The sequence below is a fragment of the Streptomyces canus genome, assembly GCF_041435015.1.
Taxonomy (GTDB): domain Bacteria; phylum Actinomycetota; class Actinomycetes; order Streptomycetales; family Streptomycetaceae; genus Streptomyces; species Streptomyces canus_G.
On the sequence record NZ_CP107989.1, the window covers coordinates 6,390,848 to 6,409,783 of the forward strand.

15 protein-coding genes are annotated in these 18,936 nt (G+C 71.6%); 5 read left to right on the forward strand and 10 right to left on the reverse strand.

The genetic code is table 11. The annotated features are described in order from the left end of the window. Positions 1–19: 19 nt before the first annotated feature. From OG841_RS29325 to OG841_RS29350, 6 genes are all read right to left on the reverse strand, one after another. Positions 20–853 (reverse strand): siderophore-interacting protein, encoded by an 834-nt coding sequence (locus tag OG841_RS29325; protein ID WP_371567136.1) that lies wholly within the window; start codon positions 851–853, stop codon positions 20–22. Positions 854–887: 34 nt separating this feature from the next. Beyond that, a complete protein-coding gene (locus tag OG841_RS29330; RefSeq protein ID WP_328638789.1) occupies positions 888–1,934 on the reverse strand; it encodes an ABC transporter substrate-binding protein in 1,047 nt (348 codons plus the stop codon). A gap of 128 nt (positions 1,935–2,062) precedes the next feature. Continuing rightward, a complete protein-coding gene (locus tag OG841_RS29335; RefSeq protein WP_328638788.1) occupies positions 2,063–3,223 on the reverse strand; it encodes an acyl-CoA dehydrogenase family protein in 1,161 nt (386 codons plus the stop codon). Between the two features lie 7 nt (positions 3,224–3,230). Beyond that, entirely contained in the window at positions 3,231–4,151 is a 921-nt protein-coding gene (locus tag OG841_RS29340; RefSeq protein ID WP_328638787.1) for a hydroxymethylglutaryl-CoA lyase, read from the reverse strand. Next, positions 4,148–6,070: an acetyl/propionyl/methylcrotonyl-CoA carboxylase subunit alpha gene (locus OG841_RS29345; protein ID WP_328638786.1), complete on the reverse strand. Its 1,923-nt coding sequence runs from the start codon at positions 6,068–6,070 to the stop codon at positions 4,148–4,150. Before OG841_RS29345 ends, OG841_RS29340 begins: the two co-directional genes overlap by 4 nt. Before the next feature lie 6 nt (positions 6,071–6,076). Beyond that, the gene (locus OG841_RS29350; protein WP_371567139.1) at positions 6,077–7,693 is read right to left on the reverse strand and encodes a carboxyl transferase domain-containing protein; all 1,617 of its coding nucleotides are present in this window, start codon (positions 7,691–7,693) and stop codon (positions 6,077–6,079) included. A 97-nt stretch (positions 7,694–7,790) separates the two neighbouring features. Between OG841_RS29350 and OG841_RS29355 the strand changes: the two genes are divergently transcribed. The 3 genes from OG841_RS29355 (at position 7,791) to OG841_RS29365 (ending at position 10,549) form a co-directional block, all read left to right on the forward strand. Beyond that, positions 7,791–8,384: an SACE_7040 family transcriptional regulator gene (locus OG841_RS29355; RefSeq protein WP_328638784.1), complete on the forward strand. Its 594-nt coding sequence runs from the start codon at positions 7,791–7,793 to the stop codon at positions 8,382–8,384. A 96-nt stretch (positions 8,385–8,480) separates the two neighbouring features. Beyond that, positions 8,481–9,638, forward strand: coding sequence for an acyl-CoA dehydrogenase family protein (locus OG841_RS29360; protein ID WP_365115018.1), 1,158 nt, complete (start codon positions 8,481–8,483; stop codon positions 9,636–9,638). Between the two features lie 35 nt (positions 9,639–9,673). Further along, on the forward strand, positions 9,674–10,549 hold the full coding sequence (locus OG841_RS29365; protein WP_328638782.1) for an acyl-CoA thioesterase: 876 nt from the start codon (positions 9,674–9,676) through the stop codon (positions 10,547–10,549). Positions 10,550–10,572: 23 nt separating this feature from the next. Here the strand turns inward: OG841_RS29365 and OG841_RS29370 are convergent, their stop codons facing one another. Further along, positions 10,573–11,361, reverse strand: a complete 789-nt coding sequence (locus tag OG841_RS29370; protein ID WP_328638781.1) for a phosphatase — start codon at positions 11,359–11,361, stop codon at positions 10,573–10,575. A gap of 70 nt (positions 11,362–11,431) precedes the next feature. Then, positions 11,432–12,892: a PucR family transcriptional regulator gene (locus tag OG841_RS29375; RefSeq protein ID WP_328638780.1), complete on the reverse strand. Its 1,461-nt coding sequence runs from the start codon at positions 12,890–12,892 to the stop codon at positions 11,432–11,434. A 111-nt stretch (positions 12,893–13,003) separates the two neighbouring features. Here OG841_RS29375 and speB point away from each other — a divergent pair, with 111 nt between their 5' ends. Together speB and OG841_RS29385 are read left to right on the forward strand one after the other, a co-directional pair. Further along, positions 13,004–13,972, forward strand: a complete 969-nt coding sequence (speB, locus tag OG841_RS29380; RefSeq protein WP_328638779.1) for an agmatinase — start codon at positions 13,004–13,006, stop codon at positions 13,970–13,972. Then, entirely contained in the window at positions 13,969–15,651 is a 1,683-nt protein-coding gene (locus tag OG841_RS29385; protein ID WP_328638778.1) for a thiamine pyrophosphate-binding protein, read from the forward strand. The genes speB and OG841_RS29385 overlap by 4 nt, the downstream gene beginning before the upstream one ends. A gap of 8 nt (positions 15,652–15,659) precedes the next feature. Here the strand turns inward: OG841_RS29385 and OG841_RS29390 are convergent, their stop codons facing one another. After that, a complete protein-coding gene (locus tag OG841_RS29390) occupies positions 15,660–16,466 on the reverse strand; it encodes an endonuclease I family protein (RefSeq protein WP_328638777.1) in 807 nt (268 codons plus the stop codon). A gap of 189 nt (positions 16,467–16,655) precedes the next feature. Continuing rightward, positions 16,656–18,893, reverse strand: a complete 2,238-nt coding sequence (locus OG841_RS29395) for a glycosyltransferase family 39 protein (protein ID WP_371567152.1) — start codon at positions 18,891–18,893, stop codon at positions 16,656–16,658. Between the last annotated feature and the right edge of the window lie 43 nt (positions 18,894–18,936).

The following is an 18,936-nucleotide window of genomic DNA, read 5'->3' on the forward strand; positions in this document are numbered from 1 at the left end:
GGCGTCACTTGGGCGGGAGTTACTCGGCCGCCCGCAGCTGCTCTTCGGTCATCCCCTGCCGCCAGTACCCGACGAAGGTGACCCGGCGCCGGTCGATCCCGCGCTCCCGCACGAAGTGTCGCCGCAGCTCCTTCACACACCCGGACTCGCCCGCGATCCAGACGTACGGGCGCTCGGCGTCCTGCAGCCGGGCGTTCCGAAGGGCGCCGAGGGCCATGGGGGAGCACTCGGCGCCGGTCTCTTCGGTCACGAGCCAGGTGATCTCGGCGTCCGCCTCGGTCGCGAGGTCCTGGATGTCTCCGGCGTCGCGCACCTCCAGCCAGACGCGGGCGCGCTGCCCGGCGGGGAGGGCTTCGAGGATCGCGGAGACGGCGGGGAGGGCGGTCTCGTCGCCCCACAGCAGCACCAGATCGGTGTCCTGCGGCGGCCGGAACCGGATCGCCCGGTTGTCGGCGACGGCGGGCCCGAGCAACTGGACCTGGTCGCCCGCGGCGGCACGTGCGGCCCACCGGGAGGCGGGCCCGGCGGGCTCGTGCAGCACGAAGTCGATGTCGATCTCGTCGGGGTCCCGGCGGAGCGAGCGCAGCGTGTACGACCGCATCACGGCCCGTACGTCGTCGGGGAGTTCACGCCACGCCTGCCACCATCCGTCGCCGAGCTCGACGGGCACCCCGGGCTCGGTCCGGCCTTCGGCGGGGAGGAAGAGGGACAGCGACTGATCGCGTCCGTCGGAGAAGAAGTACCGGAGGTCCTCTCCGGTGAAGCTGACCCGGACGAGGGACGGGCCGAGCCGCCTCGTCCGTACGACCTGGAGGGAGAAGAAACGGAACGGGGCGGCTACGGCCGTGGTCATGTGAGGCTCCCGGGGCTCAGGAAGGGGTGCGTGGTCAGCTGACCTTCTTCGCGGTCTCGATCGCCTTCGCGAGGTTCTCCACCATCGCCACGCACTTGTCGTACGACGGAATCGGCTCCGGCGACCGCGAGATGACCTGCCCCGCCTTCACCGCGGGCAGCTTCTTCCAGGTCGCCTCGGTGATGTCGGCCGGCTGGATGGTGGCCGTACGGTCGTCCATCATGATGATGTCGGCCGCATACTTGTCGACGTTCTCCCAGCTCAGCGACTCGTACCAGCCGCCGGAGGCCTTGAGCGCGGACGCCGGGGGCTCCACGAAGTTCACGCCGAGCGCCTTGAAGTACTCCAGGTCGATGGACAGGTTGGTGCCGGACACGTAGAAGACGTCCTGCGCCGCGGACCCGGCGAGCACCTTGATGTCGGGGTGGGCCTTGGCGGCCGTGCGCAGCCGCTCCGACGCCGCCTCGAACCGCTTCTTCGCGTCGGTGACCTTCGCCGCCGTCATGTCGGCGCCGAGGGACTCGGCCAGCTCCCACACCCGCTGGAGCGGCGTGGTGATCTGGCGGTCGTAGACGGAGACGGCCACGCTCGGCGCCAGCTTGGCGATCTTGGACGCGGAGGCCGCGGGGACGTACCAGAGGGTGCCGGCGCTGTCGAAGGTCGTGGTGATGAGGACCTCGGGCGCGAAGGCCGCGTACTGCTCGACGTTGAACTGGTCCCAGACGTTGCCGAAGACCGTCAGCTTGCTGACGTCCATGTCGCCGGCCTGGACGTCGGCCTTGCCGTCCTTGGTCTTGGTGGGGCCGAAGACGCCCTTGACCTCGATGCCGTAGTCGTGGAGCGCGGCGGCGACACCGACGAAGGCGACGATCTTCGTGGGGACCTCGTCGAGCTTCACGGTCGTGCCGCGGTCGTCCTTGAAGGTCCAGGGGCCGGACTTCGCGGCCGTGGTCTCCTTGCTCGAGCCCTCGCTGCCGGAGTCGTCGTCACCGCAGGCCGCGAGCACGGCGCCGAGGCCGAGTGCGCCGCCCGCGGCGAGGATGCCACGGCGGGTGAGATGGGCGGCTCGTGCGTGGGACATGTGTGGCTGCTTTCGAACGGGGCGAAGCGCCCGCCGGACAAGTTCGAATGTAGGTTAGCCTAACCTCACTGAATGTCCAGAGGGCGGGCGCCGCCCGCCGAAGCTGTGGGTGCCCTGTGGTCCGCGGTCTAAGCCGGCAGCCCCAACTCCCGGGCGATCAGCATCCGCTGGACCTCGCTGGTGCCCTCGCCGATCTCCAGGATCTTGGAGTCGCGCCACATGCGGGCGACCGGGTACTCGTTCATGAAGCCGTAGCCGCCGTGGATCTGGGTGGCGTCGCGGGCGTTGTCCACGGCGATCGTGGAGGAGTACAGCTTGGCGAGGGCCGCCTCCTTCTTGAAGGGCTCGCCGGAGACCAGGCGTGAGGCCGCGTCCCGCCAGGCGAGGCGGGCCGTGTGGGCCTTCATCTCCATGTCGGCGATCTTGAACTGGATCGCCTGGTTGGCGCCGATGGGCCGCCCGAAGGCCTCCCGCTCCTTCGCGTACTTCACCGACTCGTCCACACAGCCCTGCGCGAGCCCGGTCGCGAGGGCCGCGATGGCGATCCTGCCCTCGTCGAGGATGCGCAGGAACTGGGCGTAGCCGCGGCCCTGTTCGCCCAGCAGGTTCGCCGCCGGGACCCGGACGTCGGAGAAGGACAGCTCACGGGTGTCCGAGGCGTTCCAGCCGACCTTCGAGTACGGCGCCGCGACCGTGAAGCCCGGGGTGCCCGAGGGGACGATGATCGAGGAGATCAGCGGCTTGCCGTCCGGCTTGCGCCCGGTGACCGCGGTGACGGTGACCAGGCCCGTGATGTCGGTGCCGGAGTTGGTGATGAAGCACTTGGTGCCGTTGATGACCCATTCGTCGGTGTCCGGGTCGAGGCGGGCCGTCGTCCGGGTCGCCCCGGCGTCACTGCCGCCGTCCGGTTCCGTGAGGCCGAACGCGCCCAGGATCTCGCCCGAGCACAGCCGGGGCAGCCACGCGCGCTTCTGCTCCTCCGTGCCGAACAGGTGCAGCGGCATGGCGCCGAGGGAGACGCCGGCCTCCAGCGTGATCGCCACCGACGAGTCCACGCGCGCGAGTTCCTCCAGCACGAGGCCCAGCGCCAGGTAGTCGCCGCCCATGCCGCCGTACTCCTCGGGGAACGGCAGCCCGAACAGGCCCATGCGGCCCATCTCACGGACGATCTCGTACGGGAACTCGTGGTGCTCGTAGAACTCGCCGATCTTCGGCGCTACGACGTCATGGGCGAACTCCTCGACCGTGCGGCGGAGTTCTTCCAGCTCGGGGGAGAGGCGGTGGTCCATGGGTGGGTCACTCCTGGTGGGAGAGGGCGCGGACGGTACGGGACGGGCTGGGTCGGCCCAGGTGTTCGGCCATCCACACGCTGGTGGCGACGAGACGGCCGAGGTCGACGCCGGTGTCGATGCCGAGGCCCTGCAGCATCCACACGAGGTCTTCGGTGGCGAGGTTGCCGGTGGCGGACTTGGCGTACGGGCAGCCGCCGAGGCCGCCCGCGGAGGCGTCCACGGTGGTGACGCCGTGCTGGAGGGCGGCGTAGGTGTTGGCGAGGGCCTGGCCGTACGTGTCGTGGAAGTGCACGCCCAACCTGTCCACGGGGACGTCGAGTCCGGTCAGCAGAGCCCGTACGTGGCCCGGAGTCGCCACCCCGATCGTGTCGCCGAGGCTGAGTTCGTCGCAGCCCATGTCGAGCAGGGCACGGCAGACCTTGGTGACCTGAGGGATCGGGACGGCGCCCTCCCACGGGTCGCCGAAGCACATCGACAGATAACCGCGGACATGGACGCCCTCGGCCTTCGCCCGGCCGACGACGGGTTCGAACATCGCCAGGGACTCGTCCACGGTGCGGTTGAGGTTGGCCTTGGCGAAGGACTCGGTGGCGCTCGCGAACACGGCGACCCGGCGGGCCCCGAGGGCCAGCGCGCGGTCCAGGCCGCGTTCGTTCGGGACGAGCACCGGGAGGTCCGCGGGCACCCCGCTCAGAAGGGGGAACAGCCTTTCCGCGTCCGCGAGTTGGGGCACCCACTTCGGGTGGACGAAGCTCGTCGCCTCGATGGTCGTCAGCCCCGCCTCGGCCAGGCGGCGCACGAACTCCGCCTTGACCTCGGTGGGCACGGTCGACTTCTCGTTCTGCAGGCCGTCGCGGGCGCCGACCTCGTGGATACGGACGCGGGCCGGCAGGCCGGGCTCGGGAACGGTCATGGGCAGGGTCACCGCGCCACCTCCTCGTGCGGTGCGATCACGGCCAGCACCTGGTCCATGGCGACGGTCGTGCCCGCCGTGACGTCCAGCTCGGCGACCGTGCCGGCGTGGGGGGCGGAGATGACGTGCTCCATCTTCATCGCCTCGACCACGAGCAGACTCTGACCGGCGGCCACCTCGTCCCCGACCGCCACCTTCACGACGGTCACCGTGCCGGGCATGGGGGCGGTGAGGGAGTCGGCGCCGGCGTGACCGCTCCGGGTGAGGGCCGCGGCCACCGGGTCGTGGTCGCGCACCTGCCAGGCGTCGCCGTCACGGCCCACCCAGTCACCGGCGCGGTGGAAGGTGTGGCGGACGCCGTCGAGGGTGACGGTGACCTGGTCGTCGGTGACGGTGTGGGTACCGCGGCTGTGGTGCGTGACCGGTTCCAGTCCCGTCACTCCCAGCGGGAACCCGACGGGCTTCCCGAGGCCCCCCATCCGCCAGCCGCTCGGCACCGAGAACGGATCGGTCCACCCGTCGCCCCGCGGCCGCAGCGCTTCGAGCCGTACGGCCGCCGCCGCCTCGTACACCTCCTCCGGTACGTCCGTGGAGACCAGGTCGTCCACCACGCGCTCGACGAGCCCGGTGTCCAACTCGCCCGCGACCACCGCCGGATGGGCCAGCAGCCGCCGCAGGAACCCCGCGTTGGTCTGCACGCCCAGCGTCACCGTCTGTGCGAGGGCCGCCCGGAGCTTCCTGAGCGCCGTCGCGCGGTCCGGGCCGTACGCGATGACCTTGGACAGCATCGGGTCGTACAGGCTGCCGACCTCCGTGCCCTCGCTGAGCCCGGAGTCGGTGCGGACGCCGTCGCCCTGGGGCTCGTGGAGCCGGAGAACGGTGCCGCCGGAGGGGAGGAAGCCCTTCGCCGGGACCTCGGCGCAGATCCGGGCCTCGATCGCGTGCCCGGTGAGTGTGATGCCGTCCTGCCCGCAGGGAAGCCGCTCGCCCGCCGCCACCCGCAGCTGCCACTCCACCAGGTCCAGGCCGGTGATCAGCTCGGTGACCGGGTGCTCCACCTGGAGTCGGGTGTTCATCTCCATGAAGTAGTACGACGACGGGTCGTCGCCCGGGACGATGAACTCCACGGTGCCCGCGCCCCGGTAGCCGCAGGAGCGGGCCGCCTCGACCGCGGCCTTGCCCATCGACGCGCGCGTGCCCTCGTCCAGGAGGACGCTGGGCGCCTCCTCGATGATCTTCTGGTGCCGGCGCTGGAGGGAGCACTCGCGCTCGCCGAGATGGATCACGTTCCCGTGGCCGTCCGCCAGCACCTGGATCTCGATGTGCCGGGGCCGGTCGACCCACCGCTCCACGAGCAGGGTGTCGTCGCCGAAGGAGGCGCGTGCCTCGCGGCGGGCGGCGGCGATCTCCTCTTCGAGGGCCGTCAGGTCCCGGACCAGCCGCATGCCCTTGCCGCCGCCGCCCGCGCTGGGCTTGAGCAGCACGGGCGCGCCCAACGCGCGCGCGGCCTCGGCGAGATCGGGGTCGCGGCCGCCGGGCACCACGGGCACCCCGGCCGCCTCCACGGTCTCCTTGGCGCGGATCTTGTCGCCCATCAGCGCGATGGAGTCCGCCGTCGGCCCGATGAAGACCAGCCCGGCGTCGGCGCACGCGCGCGCGAAGGCCGCGTTCTCCGCGAGGAAGCCGTAGCCGGGGTGGACCGCCTGGGCGCCGGTGCGGGCGGCCGCCTCAAGAAGCCGCTCGACGGACAGATAGCTCTCCGAGGCCGGCGCCGGGCCCAGTCGTACCGCTGTGTCCGCCTCCCGGACGTGACGCGCGTCCGCGTCCGCGTCGGAGAAGACGGCCACGGAGCGCACGCCCATGGTGCGCAGGGTGCGGATGACGCGGACCGCGATCTCGCCCCGGTTGGCGACAAGCACTGTGTCAAACATGGGTCCTCACATCCGGAAGACGCCGAACTGGGGGTCGCCCAGCGGCGCGTTGGCGCATGCGGTCAGGGCCAGGCCGAGCACCTGCCGGGTGTCGAGCGGGTCGATGACCCCGTCGTCCCAGAGGCGGGCGGTGGCGTAGTAGGCGTTGCCCTGGCGCTCGTACTGGGCGCGGATCGGGTCCTTGAAGGCCTCTTCGTCCTCGGCGGCCCAGGCATCGCCGCGGGCCTCCGACTGATCCCGCTTGACGGTCGCGAGGACCGACGCGGCCTGTTCGCCGCCCATGACGGAGATCTTGGCGTTGGGCCACATCCACAGGAAGCGGGGGGAGTAGGCCCGGCCGCACATGGAGTAGTTCCCGGCGCCGTACGAACCGCCGACGACCACGGTCAGCTTGGGCACGCGCGTGCAGGCGACCGCGGTCACCATCTTGGCGCCGTGCTTGGCGATGCCGCCCGCCTCGTAGTCCTTGCCGACCATGAAGCCGGAGATGTTCTGGAGGAACAGCAGCGGGATGCCGCGCTGGTCGCACAGCTCGATGAAGTGGGCACCCTTCTGGGCCGATTCGGAGAACAGGATGCCGTTGTTGGCGACGATCCCGACCGGGTGGCCGTGGATCCGGGCGAAGCCGGTGACCAGGGTCTGCCCGAACTCGGCCTTGAACTCGGCGAACCGGGAGCCGTCGGTGACGCGCGCGATGATCTCGCGCACGTCGTAGGGGGTGCGGGAGTCGGTGGGGACGGCGCCGTAGAGGCCGTAGGGGTCGACCTTGGGCTCCACGGCGGGCCGGACGGACCAGGGCAGCGGCCCGCGCGCGGGGAGCGTGGCGGCGATGTTCCGCACGATCCTCAGGGCATGGGCGTCGTCCTCGGCGAGATGGTCGGTGACGCCGGAGATCCGGGAGTGCACCTCGCCGCCGCCGAGCTCCTCCGCGGTGACGACCTCGCCGGTGGCGGCCTTCACGAGCGGGGGCCCGCCGAGGAAGATCGTGCCCTGGTTCCGGACGATGACGGCCTCGTCGCTCATGGCGGGGACGTAGGCGCCCCCTGCCGTGCACGAGCCGAGCACGGCGGCGATCTGCGGGATGCCCGCGCCGGACATCCTGGCCTGGTTGTAGAAGATCCGCCCGAAGTGCTCGCGGTCCGGGAAGACCTCGTCCTGCATCGGCAGGAAGGCGCCGCCGGAGTCGACGAGGTAGATGCAGGGGAGGCGGTTGTCGAGGGCGACCTCCTGCGCGCGCAGGTGCTTCTTCACCGTCATCGGGTAGTACGTGCCGCCCTTGACGGTGGCGTCATTGGCGACGACGACGCACTCCCGGCCGCTCACCCTGCCGACCCCGGCGATGACGCCGGCGGCCGGGGCCGCTCCGTCGTACAACCCGTCGGCGGCGAGGGGAGCGAGCTCCAGGAAGGGTGAGCCGGGGTCCAGGAGGGCGTCCACCCGGTCCCGGGGCAACAGCTTTCCGCGCGCGGTGTGCCGTTCGCGCGCCCTCTTCCCACCGCCCAGCCGGGCCGCCGCGAGCTTGTCCCGCAGCTCGTCCACGAGTGCCCGGTGGGCCGCCTCGTTGGCCTGCCAGGCCTCCGACGCGGGGTCCGCCGCGCTCGTCAGCTCGGGTGCCTGATCCATGTCCCGCGGTCCCCTCACCCAGTGATCGCCTGTTAATGAGCGTTAACCATTTCCTCCAGGTTAACGACCGCTAACCTCCCTGTCTAGAATTGCTTCCATGGCCACGAGAACCGACGCACCCACCCGCCGCGAGCAGATCCTCAAGGAGGCCGCGCGGCTCTTCGCCGAGCGTGGGTTCCACGGCGTGGGCGTGGACGAGATAGGCGCGGCGGTCGGCATCAGCGGGCCCGGCCTCTACCGGCACTTCGCGGGCAAGGACGCGATGCTGGCGGAGCTGCTGGTGGGGATCAGCGGGCAGTTGCTGACGGGGGCGAAGCGGCGGCTGGCGGAGTCGGACGGCACGCCCGCCGAGGCGGTACTCGACTCGCTCATCGAGGGGCACATCGACTTCGCGCTCGACGACCGCCCCCTGATCACCCTGCACGACCGCGAGCTGGACCGCCTCCGGGACAGCGACCGCAAGCTGGTCCGGCAGCTGCAGCGGCAGTACGTGGAGCTGTGGGTGGAGATCCTGCGCGGGGTCTACCCCGACCTCGCCGAACCCGCCGCCCGCTCGGCGGTGCACTCCGTCTTCGGGCTCCTGAACTCCACCCCGCACCTCGGCCGCCCCGGCTCGCTCCCGGGCCGCGGTGCCACCGCGGAGCTGCTGCACCGCATGGCGAGGGGGGCGTTCGCCGCCGCGGCGGCGTGACGAGCGTTACGGGATCACCTCTGGACGCCTCTCCTTACCGGCCGGTACCTTAGTGGTCTGAGCAAGCGCTTAGACACGTACCTGGAGGTGGCGGCGGTGCGCCGTACTGTGTTCAACGAGGACCACGAGGCGTTCCGGGAGACCCTGCGCGCCTTCATCGAGGCCGAGGTCGTCCCCGTCTACGACGAGTGGTTCGCGGCCGGTCAGGCGCCGCGCGACTTCTACTACAAGCTCGCCGAGCTCGGCGTCTTCGGTATCCGCGTGGACGAGGAGTTCGGCGGCGCCGGCATCGACTCGTACAAGTTCGAGGCCGTGATGTACGAGGAGACCGCCCGCGCGGGTGTCCAGTTCGGCGGCTCCGGTGTGCACGTCCTGCTCGGACTGCCGTACATCAAGATGCTCGCCACGGACGAGCAGAAGAAGCGCTTCCTGCCGAAGTTCGTCTCCGGCGAGGAGATGTGGGCCCTCGCGATGACCGAGCCGGGCACCGGCTCCGACCTCGCGGGCATGAAGACCACCGCCAGGCTCTCCGAGGACGGCACGCACTACGTCCTCAACGGCTCCAAGACCTTCATCACCGGTGGCGTCCACGCCGACCGCGTGATCGTCTGCGCCCGCACCTCCGCGCCCACCGCCGAGGACCGTCGCCACGGCATCTCCCTGTTCGCCGTGGACACCAAGTCCGAGGGCTACTCCATCGGCCGCAAGCTCGACAAGCTCGGCCTGAAGACCTCCGACACCGCCGAGCTCGCGTTCGTCGACGTCAAGGTCCCCGTCGAGGACCTCCTCGGCGAGGAGAACAAGGGCTTCTACTACCTCGGCCACAACCTCGCCTCCGAGCGGTGGGGCATCGCCTTCGGCGCCTACGCGCAGGCCAAGGCCGCCGTCCGGTTCGCCAAGGAGTACGTCCAGGAGCGCACCGTCTTCGGCAAGGCGGTCGCGTCCTTCCAGAACACCAAGTTCGAGCTGGCCGCCTGCCAGGCCGAGGTGGACGCCGCCGAGGCCGTGGCCGACCGCGCCCTCGAGGCCCTCGACGCCGGCGAGCTCACCCCCGCCGAGGCCGCCTCCGCCAAGCTGTTCTGCACCGAGGTCGCCCACCGCGTCATCGACCGCTGCCTCCAGCTGCACGGCGGCTACGGCTTCATGAACGAGTACCCGATCGCCCGCCTGTACGCGGACAACCGCGTCAACCGCATCTACGGCGGCACCAGCGAGATCATGAAGTCGATCATCGCGAAGGACATGGGCCTGTAAGGTCCCGGAAATTACTGACCAGTAGAAATGGCTTCATGAGCCAGGCACTTCAGGATCTCCTCGATCTGCTCGACCTCGAGCAGATCGAGGAGAACATCTTCCGCGGCCACTCCCGCGCCGCCGTCGTCCCCCGCGTCTTCGGCGGGCAGGTCGCGGCACAGGCGCTGGTCGCCGCCGGGCGGACGGTCCCCGAGGACCGGCTCGCCCACTCCCTGCACGCGTACTTCCTTCGCCCGGGCGACCCCGGCGCGCCGATCGTCTACACCGTCGACCGCATGAACGACGGCCGGTCCTTCACGGCCCGCCGGGTCCTCGCCGTCCAGCACGGCCAGCCGATCTTCGCCCTCTCCGCCTCCTTCCAGCGGCACGAAGAGGGCTTCGACCACCAGGCCGCCATGCCCACGGCCCCCGACCCGGCGACGCTGCCCACCTCGGCGGACCGGCTGCGCGGCTACGACCACCTGGACCCGGCGGTCGTGGAGCGCTTCCTGGAGGCCCGCGAGGCGATCGACCTGCGCTACGCCGACGACCCGCCGTACGGAAGGTTCGGCGAGCCGCGTGAGCCGCACTCCCAGGTCTGGTTCCGCACCAACGGCAAGCTCGGCGGTGCTGTTGACGAACCGCTGCTCCACGTCGTCCTCGCCACGTACGTCTCCGACATGACGCTCCTCGACTCGATCCTCCTCGCGCACGGCCGCGGCGGCTGGGCCGTAGGTGACGTCGTCGGGGCCTCGCTCGACCACGCGATGTGGTTCCACCGCCCCTTCCGCGCCGACGAGTGGCTCCTGTACGACCAGGAGTCCCCGTCGGCCCAGGGCGGCCGCGGACTCGGCCAGGCCCGCATCTACACGCAGGACGGCCGGCTGGCCATCTCGGTGATCCAGGAGGGCGTGGTCCGCGCACCCAGGTGACGGCCGCCCCCCCGGGCCCGTGTCTAGGCCAGGCCCGCTTCCGCCAGCAGATACGCCGTCATCGGGTCGTAGTAGCGCGGGCTCACCACGTGGTCGTCGAGGGGCACGGTCACCTGGACCGTCCCCTCGGCCTCCGCCAGGAACAGCGCCGGGTCGTTGGAGTCGGCGTAGCCCACCGAGTCCACGCCGTGCTGTCCGGCGTAGCCCGCCCAGCCGTGGTCGGCGACGACCAGGTCGGGCAGCGGACGGCCCTCGCGCTCCAGGGCCGTGAGGATGGCCTTCATCGGGTCGCCGGAATGCGTGTGCCACAGCGTGGCGCCGTGCTCCAGGACCGCCACGTCCGCGAACTGCATGACGTACCCCTCGTCCGTCTGGAGCCCGTCCGGGATGACGACGATCTCGCAGCCGGCCGTGCGCAGCGCGGCGGCCGTGGCGTGGTGGACGTCGAGCATGCCGCCGGGGTGGCCGGTGGCGCACAGCACCCGCTGCTGTCCGTCCGCCGCCTTGCGCAGCCGGGCCGCCATCCGCTCCAGACCGCCGACGGTCAGCTCCGGGTCGATGGTGTCCTGGCCGTACCGGTACTCCGGGTCGTCGTTGACCCCCACCCGCTCCGCCATCACCGCGAGCACGTCCTGCTCGTCACTCCAGCGGTCCCCGAGCTCCAGGCCGAACCAGTAGTGGCGGTTGCCGTTCGCCAGCTGGCGGTAGTGGGAGAGGTTGTTCTCACGCGGCGTGGCCACCTCACCCGCGATACGGGTCTTCACAAGGTGGTCGACGAGCTCGGCGCGGCTGGGTGTCCCGGGTATCGGCATGTCTCCCATTCTGATGCACGCCTTCACGGGATCGCCGCGCATCCCGCACGCTGGGACGCGGGTCACGCGATCATGGTCGCCGCAGCGCGAACCACAGCTCCATCCGTACGTCCGGGTCGTCCAGGTCCCGTTCCAGCAGCGTCGCGCACTTCGCGATCCGCTGCCGCACGGTGTTGCGGTGCACGCCCAGCGCGACCGCCGTACGGTCCCAGCTGCCGTGCAGGGACAACCAGGTGCGGAGGGTCTCGGCGAGGGCGGGAGCGAGCGGGGCCAGGAGTGCCCTGGCGTGTGCCTCGGCGTCCGCCTCCGGCACCAGGTCGGCGAGTGCGGGACGGGCCCCGTACCGGACCAGCCCGGCCCGGGTCGCACGGGCGCGGGCCAGCGCACGGCCCGCCTGGGCGTCGGCGGTGGCCCACTCCCGCGGTCCGGCGACGGCACTGACCCCCAGCGTCCACCCCGGCTGCGGGGCGGGTTCCGGGCCGGCGGGCAGCAGCACCCGTACGACCTCCCGCGCCACGTCGATGAGCGGCGACCCGAGCGCCGCGCCCAGGGCGGAGGCGGCGACCGGGTCGGGAGCGGCGAGGGTGTCGGGCCGGGCGTGCACGACGACCCACCGCTCGCCTCCGAGGAGCGGGGCCACGTCCTGTGCGGGGGCGCCGAGCAGCAGCCGTACGAGAGCGGACGAGCGCGCCGCACCCGAGCGGCTCTGATGCTCACCGGTGAGCAACGACAGGAGCACGGCGGCGACGGAGGCGATCGTGTGGTCGCCGGGATCCCGCCGCGGGGCGGCGACCCCGAGCACGAAGCCGTGCCCGGCGCCGAGGGAGTAGGCGGCGAGGTGGACGTCCGCGGTCGCATGACTGGCGGAGGTCGGCGTCCCGGGGCCGGAGGGGCGTACGACCTCCGCGAGTCCGGTCAGCGCCTCCCGGGCGGCTGTCCCCACCGGCCGCCCGGCGGATGCGAGCTCCACCCCGTCGGGCCCGTACAGCACCGCCCACCCCCCGACCCGCCGCGCCAGCTGCCGCAGCACCGACGGCACCGGGTCGGGGCGGGACGCGGCCGCTGCCAGGCTCTGCTGGGCCTCGGTGACGCGGCGCAGTTCCGCGTGGCGGGCCTGGGCCATCAGTTGCCAGACCGCGCGGGCCACGGCGGAGAAGGTCGTCCGGGGCGGGACCTCGATCAGGGGCAGCTCGTAGGAGTCGCAGGCCGCGACCAGGGCGCGCGGGACCGTGTCGTGCACCGGGGCCACACCGAAGCCGAGGGCCGCACCGCCCGCCGCGACGACGCGGGAGACGTAGTCGTCGAAGTAGGTGCCCGACCCCGCCGCCTCCAGGATGTGCACCCCCGCCGTCAGCAGCAGCTCACCGCCCAGCAGATACGGGTACGGGTCCGCCATCTCCGAGGTGTGCGCCCAGTGGACCACCGCGGAGGGATCGGAAGGCCCCGCGATCTGCCGCAGCCCGAGATCCTCGCGGGCCAGCAGCGCGGCCAGCGGGACCGGCGGGGTGGGCGGGACAGCCGGGTCCGGCATGGTGGACGTTCCCTCCATCCAGTACCGCTCGAATGGATGAAACGTACACTTCGCAGCCCCTTTGCGGCCACCTAGTGTCGACGTCAGACGACAGAAGGAAGGCATACGACCATGAGCTCTCCCGAGACCCCCCGCGGCCCCGTCGACTCCTCCCGTATCCCGCGCTACGCCGGCCCCGCGACCTTCGCCCGGCTGCCGCGCCTCGACGAGGTCGGGCGGGCCGAGGTCGCCGTCGTGGGGGTGCCCTTCGACTCGGGAGTCTCCTACCGGCCGGGCGCCCGCTTCGGCGGCAACGCCATCCGCGAGGCGTCCCGGCTGCTCAGGCCCTACAACCCGGCGCAGGACGCGTCCCCCTTCGCGCTGGCGCAGGTGGCGGACGGCGGCGACATCGCCGTGAACCCGTTCGACATCCACGAGGCCGTCGAGACGATCGAGGCGGCCGCGGACGACCTCCTCGGCACCGGCGCGCGCCTGATGACCCTGGGTGGCGACCACACGATCGCCCTCCCGCTGCTCAGGTCCGTCGCGAAGAAGCACGGCCCGGTCGCTCTGCTGCACTTCGACGCCCACCTCGACACCTGGGACACCTACTTCGGCGCCGAGTACACGCACGGGACGCCGTTCCGGCGGGCGGTGGAGGAGGGGATCCTGGACACCTCCGCCCTCTCCCACGTGGGCACCCGCGGGCCGCTGTACGGCAAGCAGGACCTCACCGACGACGAGAAGATGGGCTTCGGCATCGTGACGTCCGCGGATGTCATGCGGCGCGGTGTCGACGAGGTCGCCGACCAGCTCCGTCAGCGCATCGGCGACCGCCCGCTCTACATCTCCATCGACATCGACTGCCTGGACCCGGCCCACGCGCCCGGTACGGGCACCCCCGAGGCGGGCGGCATGACCTCCCGCGAGCTGCTGGAGATCCTGCGGGGTCTGGCATCGTGCAACCTGGTGTCGGCGGACGTCGTCGAGGTGGCCCCCGCGTACGACCACGCGGAGATCACGTCGGTGGCGGCCTCCCACACCGCCTACGAACTGACCACGATCATGTCCCGCCAGATTGCAGAGGCCCGCGCGCAGTGACTCACGACCACGACCTGGTGCTCCGCCCGACCGCCGCCCAGACCGAGGCCGCGCTGAACCCGCCTCCCGGCCGCAGCGGCGGAGACCTGGTCGTGGAGACGCTGGCCGCGCTCGGCGCGACGACCGTCTTCGGCCTGCCCGGCCAGCACGCGCTCGGCGTGTTCGACGCGCTCCGGCGGTCCGACCTGCGCTACATCGGCCTGCGGGTGGAGAACAACGCGGGCTTCGCGGCGGACGCGTACGGCAGGATCACGGGGGAGGCGGCGCCGCTGCTGCTGTCGACCGGTCCCGGCGCGCTGACGTCCCTGGCCGCTCTTCAGGAGGCGGCCGCGGCCTCGGCGCCCGTCCTGGCGATCAGCAGCCAGATCCCGTCCGCCGGTCTGGGGGGCGGCCGTCACGGCTATCTGCACGAACTCCCGGACCAGTCGGCCTCGTTCAGGGGCGTCGTGAAGTCGGTGCACACCGTCCGCGCCCAGTCCCAGATCCCCTCCGCGATCGAGGCGGCCTGGAAGTCGGCGCTGACCGCTCCGCACGGCCCGGTGTGGGTGGAGATCCCGCAGGACGTGCTGCTGTCGCCGACGCTGATCCCCGTGGTGACGGGCGGCGACGCCTTCCCCGAGGAGCTGCCCCCGCGCCCCGAACTCACGGCGGTGGCGGCCGACCTGCTGTCGAACGCGGCCCGGCCGGCGATCATCGCGGGCGGGGGAGTCGTACGGGCGGACGCGTCCCGCAAGCTGCGCCAGCTGGCGGAGACGCTCCAGGCCCCGGTGGTCACCACGCCCGGCGGCAAGGGTGCCTTCCCCTGGACGCACCCCCTGTCCCTCCAGTCCTGGCTCGAGGACCGCCACACCACGGACTTCCTGGAGGACGCGGACGTACTCCTGGTGGTCGGCTCGGGGCTGGGCGAACTCTCCTCGAACTACCACACGTTCAAGCCGCGAGGCCGGGTCGTGCAGATCGAGGCGGACCTCGGCAAGCTGGAGTCCAACCACCCCGCGCTGGGCATCCACGCGGACGCCCGACTGGCCTTGCAGGCGCTGCTGGAGACGGTGTCACCGAGGGAGGACGTGGAGGCCGCCGAGCGGGTCCGTACCGTCCTCGCGAAGGTCTCCGACCGTATCGCCGCCCAGGAACTCACCCTGGAACAGGAGCTGTTGGCGTCGGTCCGACGGGCCCTTCCCACCGACTCCCCGTCCTTCTGGGACATGACGATCCTGGCGTACTGGGCCTGGTCGGCGTTCGACGCCAAGGGCCCCAACCACATGCACTCGGCCCAGGGCGCCGGCGGCCTCGGCTACGGCTTCCCCGCGGCTCTGGGCGCGGCGGTCGCCGACCCGACCCGCCCGGTCCTGGCGGTCTCCGGCGACGGCGGCGCCCTGTACTCCATCGCAGAACTGGCCACGGCCCGCCAGTACGACCTGAACGTCACCTGGCTGATCGTCGACGACGGCGGCTACGGCATCCTGCGCGAGTACATGACGGACGCGTTCGGCCAGGCCACGGCGACGGAGCTGACCCGCCCCGACTACGTGGCACTGGCCGAGTCCTTCGGCGTCCCCGGGGTCCGTACGACCCCCGCGGGCCTCGCGGACGACCTGGCGAAGGCGCTCGGTTCACCGGGGCCCTCGGTGGTCGTCCTGCCGGCGGTGCTGCGGATGTTCGCGCCCACGCACCTGTAGCCGGGTTCCTACCAGATCGCCTCGACCCACTCCGGGTGGTCGATGAACGGGTTGCGGTTGTGCTGGTAGGTGTCGTAGATGACCTGGTTGCGCTTCTCCTCGAAGGCGCTCGGCGGGTCCGCCTCGTTCCAGGCCTTGAGGACGGAGAGCTTGCCGATGTAGGGGTTGGAGCCGTTGCCGACCTTCTCGTTGGGCTCCAGGTCGGCGAAGCCGTCGCCGCCGTCGTAGCGCACGGCCATGTAGAGGATCATCCGGGCCACGTCGCCCCGGTCCGCGGCGCGCGGCGCGAAGGAGTCGGAGTCGACGGTGCTGCCGCCGCCGTTGGTGACGGCGCTGCCGCCGTTGTCGAAGTCGAGGTTGCCGCGGATGCTGTTGACCTGGACGTCCGCGGGGCGCAGATGGTGCAGATCGGTGCCGGGTCCGGTCACCTCGCCGAAGTCGCCGTGGGACTTGGCCCACACGTGCTCACGGTTCCAGTCGCCGGTGTCACCGCCGTTGAGGGACTTGCTGCGGGAGACACCGCTGTACAGCAGGATCACGTTGCTGCTGTTGTTCGGGTCCTGGTCGGTGACCTTGAGCGCGTCCCAGACCGCGGAGTACGAGATCTTCGAGACGTTGGCGCTGATGATCGTGTGCAGGGAGGACTTCAGGGTGGTGCCGGTCTTGCCGACCGCGTTCTTGTAGTACGTCGAGTCGTACGCGGTCGTCGTGGCGGCGGCCGGGGTCGTGGTCACGACCGGGGCCGCGAGCCCGACCAGCACGGCGGCGGTGGTGAGCGCCACCGACTTCCAGCTGCGGATGCGTGTCGCCGGCATGTGGGGGGTCCCATCTACGCGGGTTGAATGGAGGCGGCAGATGGGAGCGTGACATGGACATGCGGCCGTGTAAATGGATGGTGCGTGTCCATTAGGTGACCTGAAACGGCAAATCGGGCCTTGTCTACGCGAGTTGACACGTCGAGCGGCCCCCGACGCGTGATCGGGGGCCGCTCTGCCGGGACTTGGTCAGCCGACGTCCGACGGGTCCAGGCGGTAGACCGTCGACGCGCTCGTACTTGTGCTCGTGTCCGACGTCGAGCTCTTGCTCGTGCTGTAGTCGCTCTCCTTCACCGCCGTGCCGTTCTTCTGCACCCAGCTGGTGATCTCCTGGCTCAGGCTGCTGTTGCCGCCCATACCGCCGCCGCCGAGCTGGATGTAGTGCAGCTCGCCCTTCTTCACCAGCTCCTTGAGCCGGGCGAGGGTCATCGCGTTGTCGGTGCCGGTGAAGCCCCACATGGAGATGACGGGCTTGTGCGTGCTGAGGATCAGCTGGCCGGCGCTCTGCGAATTGGACACCGCGAGCAGCCACTTGGCGCCGTCCTGGTGCTTCTCCAGGTACGAGATCAGCGCGCTGTCGACGCTGCCGCCCATGCCGCCGCCGGGGCCACCGGTCATGCCGCCGGGAGCCGTACCGGACTCGCCCGTCCGACCGTCGGCCGTGCCGCCGGGAGCCGTGCCACCCCCCGGGAACTCCCCGTTCGTGCCGCCGGGCGCGCCGCCCTGCGGGAGCTCACCGGTACCGCCACCGGGCTGCATCTGGCCGCCACCACTGCCGCCGGGGAACTCCCCGCCCGCCTGGCCGCTGCCCTGCTGGGTGCCGCCCGGCATCCGGCCGGGGCCGCCGTTGCCGCCGCCGAAGCCACCTCGGCCACCCCCGCCGCCGGGACCGCCCATGCCGCCACCGGTCGACGGACCCGCCGTCGGGTTGGTACCGCCCATGCCGCCGGTGGTGGCGGAGAAGGCCGGCGAGGCGGCGTACGCCGTCGGACCCGCGAGGGCCGCGACGATCGCCGCGACGACGGACACGCCCAGCAGCCGCGCCCTGGTGCCGGAACCCGCCGTACGGAAGACGCACAGGCCCACGATCGCGAGGACCATGACCACACCGACGACCGGCCACAGCCAGGTGTTCCAGCCGGTGGCCCGGCGCAGCAGCACGATCGCCCAGAGGCCGGTGACCGCGAGCCCGGCCGGCAGCACCCAGGACCAGCGGGCGTCACCGCCGCGGAAGGCGCGCCACAGCATGACGCCGCCCGCGCCGGTCAGCGCCGCGATGCCCGGAGCGAGCGCGGTCGTGTAGTACGGGTGCATGGTGCCCTCCGCCATCGCGAAGGTCAGGTAGTGCAGCACCAGCCAGCCGCCCCACAGGACGAGCGCGGCGCGGGTGGGGTCGGTGCGCGGGGCCCGGCCGCACAGCACCAGACCGGCGACGAACGCGAGGAACGCGAAGGGGATCAGCCAGGAGATCTGGCCGCCGAGGATGTCGTTGAACATACGGCCGAGGCCCGCGGTACCGGCGAAGGTGCCGCCCCCGCCACCGCCGCCTCCGCCGTTGCCCTCGCCGCCGAGGACCCGGCCCAGGCCGTTGTAGCCCATGATCAGGTTCCAGGCGGAGCCGTCGGTCGAACCGCCGATGTAGGGCCGGTCGTCGGCGGGCACGAGCGAGACCGCCGTCGCCCACCAGAAGCTGGAGACCGCCAACGCGACAGCCGCGAGGGCCAGGTTGACGACCTTCTTCTTCCAGCCGAGCCGCGACGCGTACACGTACACCGCGAAGACGGCGGGCAGGGCGATGTAGCCCTGGAGCATCTTGGTGTTGAAGGCGAGGCCGAAGAGGACCGCGGAGCCGATGAGCGGCAGCAGCCTGTCGGTGCGCACCGCGCGCAGCGCGAGGGCCGCGCCGCCGACCATCAGCAGGACGAGGAGGGTGTCGGGGTTGTTGTCCCGGTTGATCGCGACGGTGATCGGGGTGAGCGCGAGGACGAGCGCGGCGATCGCGGCGGCCGCGTGCCCGAACACCCGCTTCACGGAGGCGTGCAGGATCCAGATCGTGCCGAGGGCGGCCGCGACCTCGGGCAGCATCATCTGCCAGGTGCCGAAACCGAAGATGCGGCACGACAGCCCCATGACCATCAGTGCGAACGGCGGCTTGTCGACCGTGAGGAAGTTCCCCGCGTCGAGCGACCCGAAGAACCAGGCCTTCCAGCTCTGCGTACCGCTGTAGATCGCGGAACTGTAGAAGCTGTTCAGGCCGGACCCGGACAGATTCCAGCCGTACAGGACCCCGGCCAGGACCAGGATCGCGAGCAGCGCGGGCAGCGACCAGCGCGGGGCCTTGTCCGGGGATGCCGCGGGCGGGGCCGGGGGCGGCCAGTCGGCGGGCACGGTCTCGGTGTGGGGGAGGGGATCGGTGGCAGATGTCACCCGGGCATCGTGCGAAGGGCAGTTGGGTGAGGGCTGTGACGTA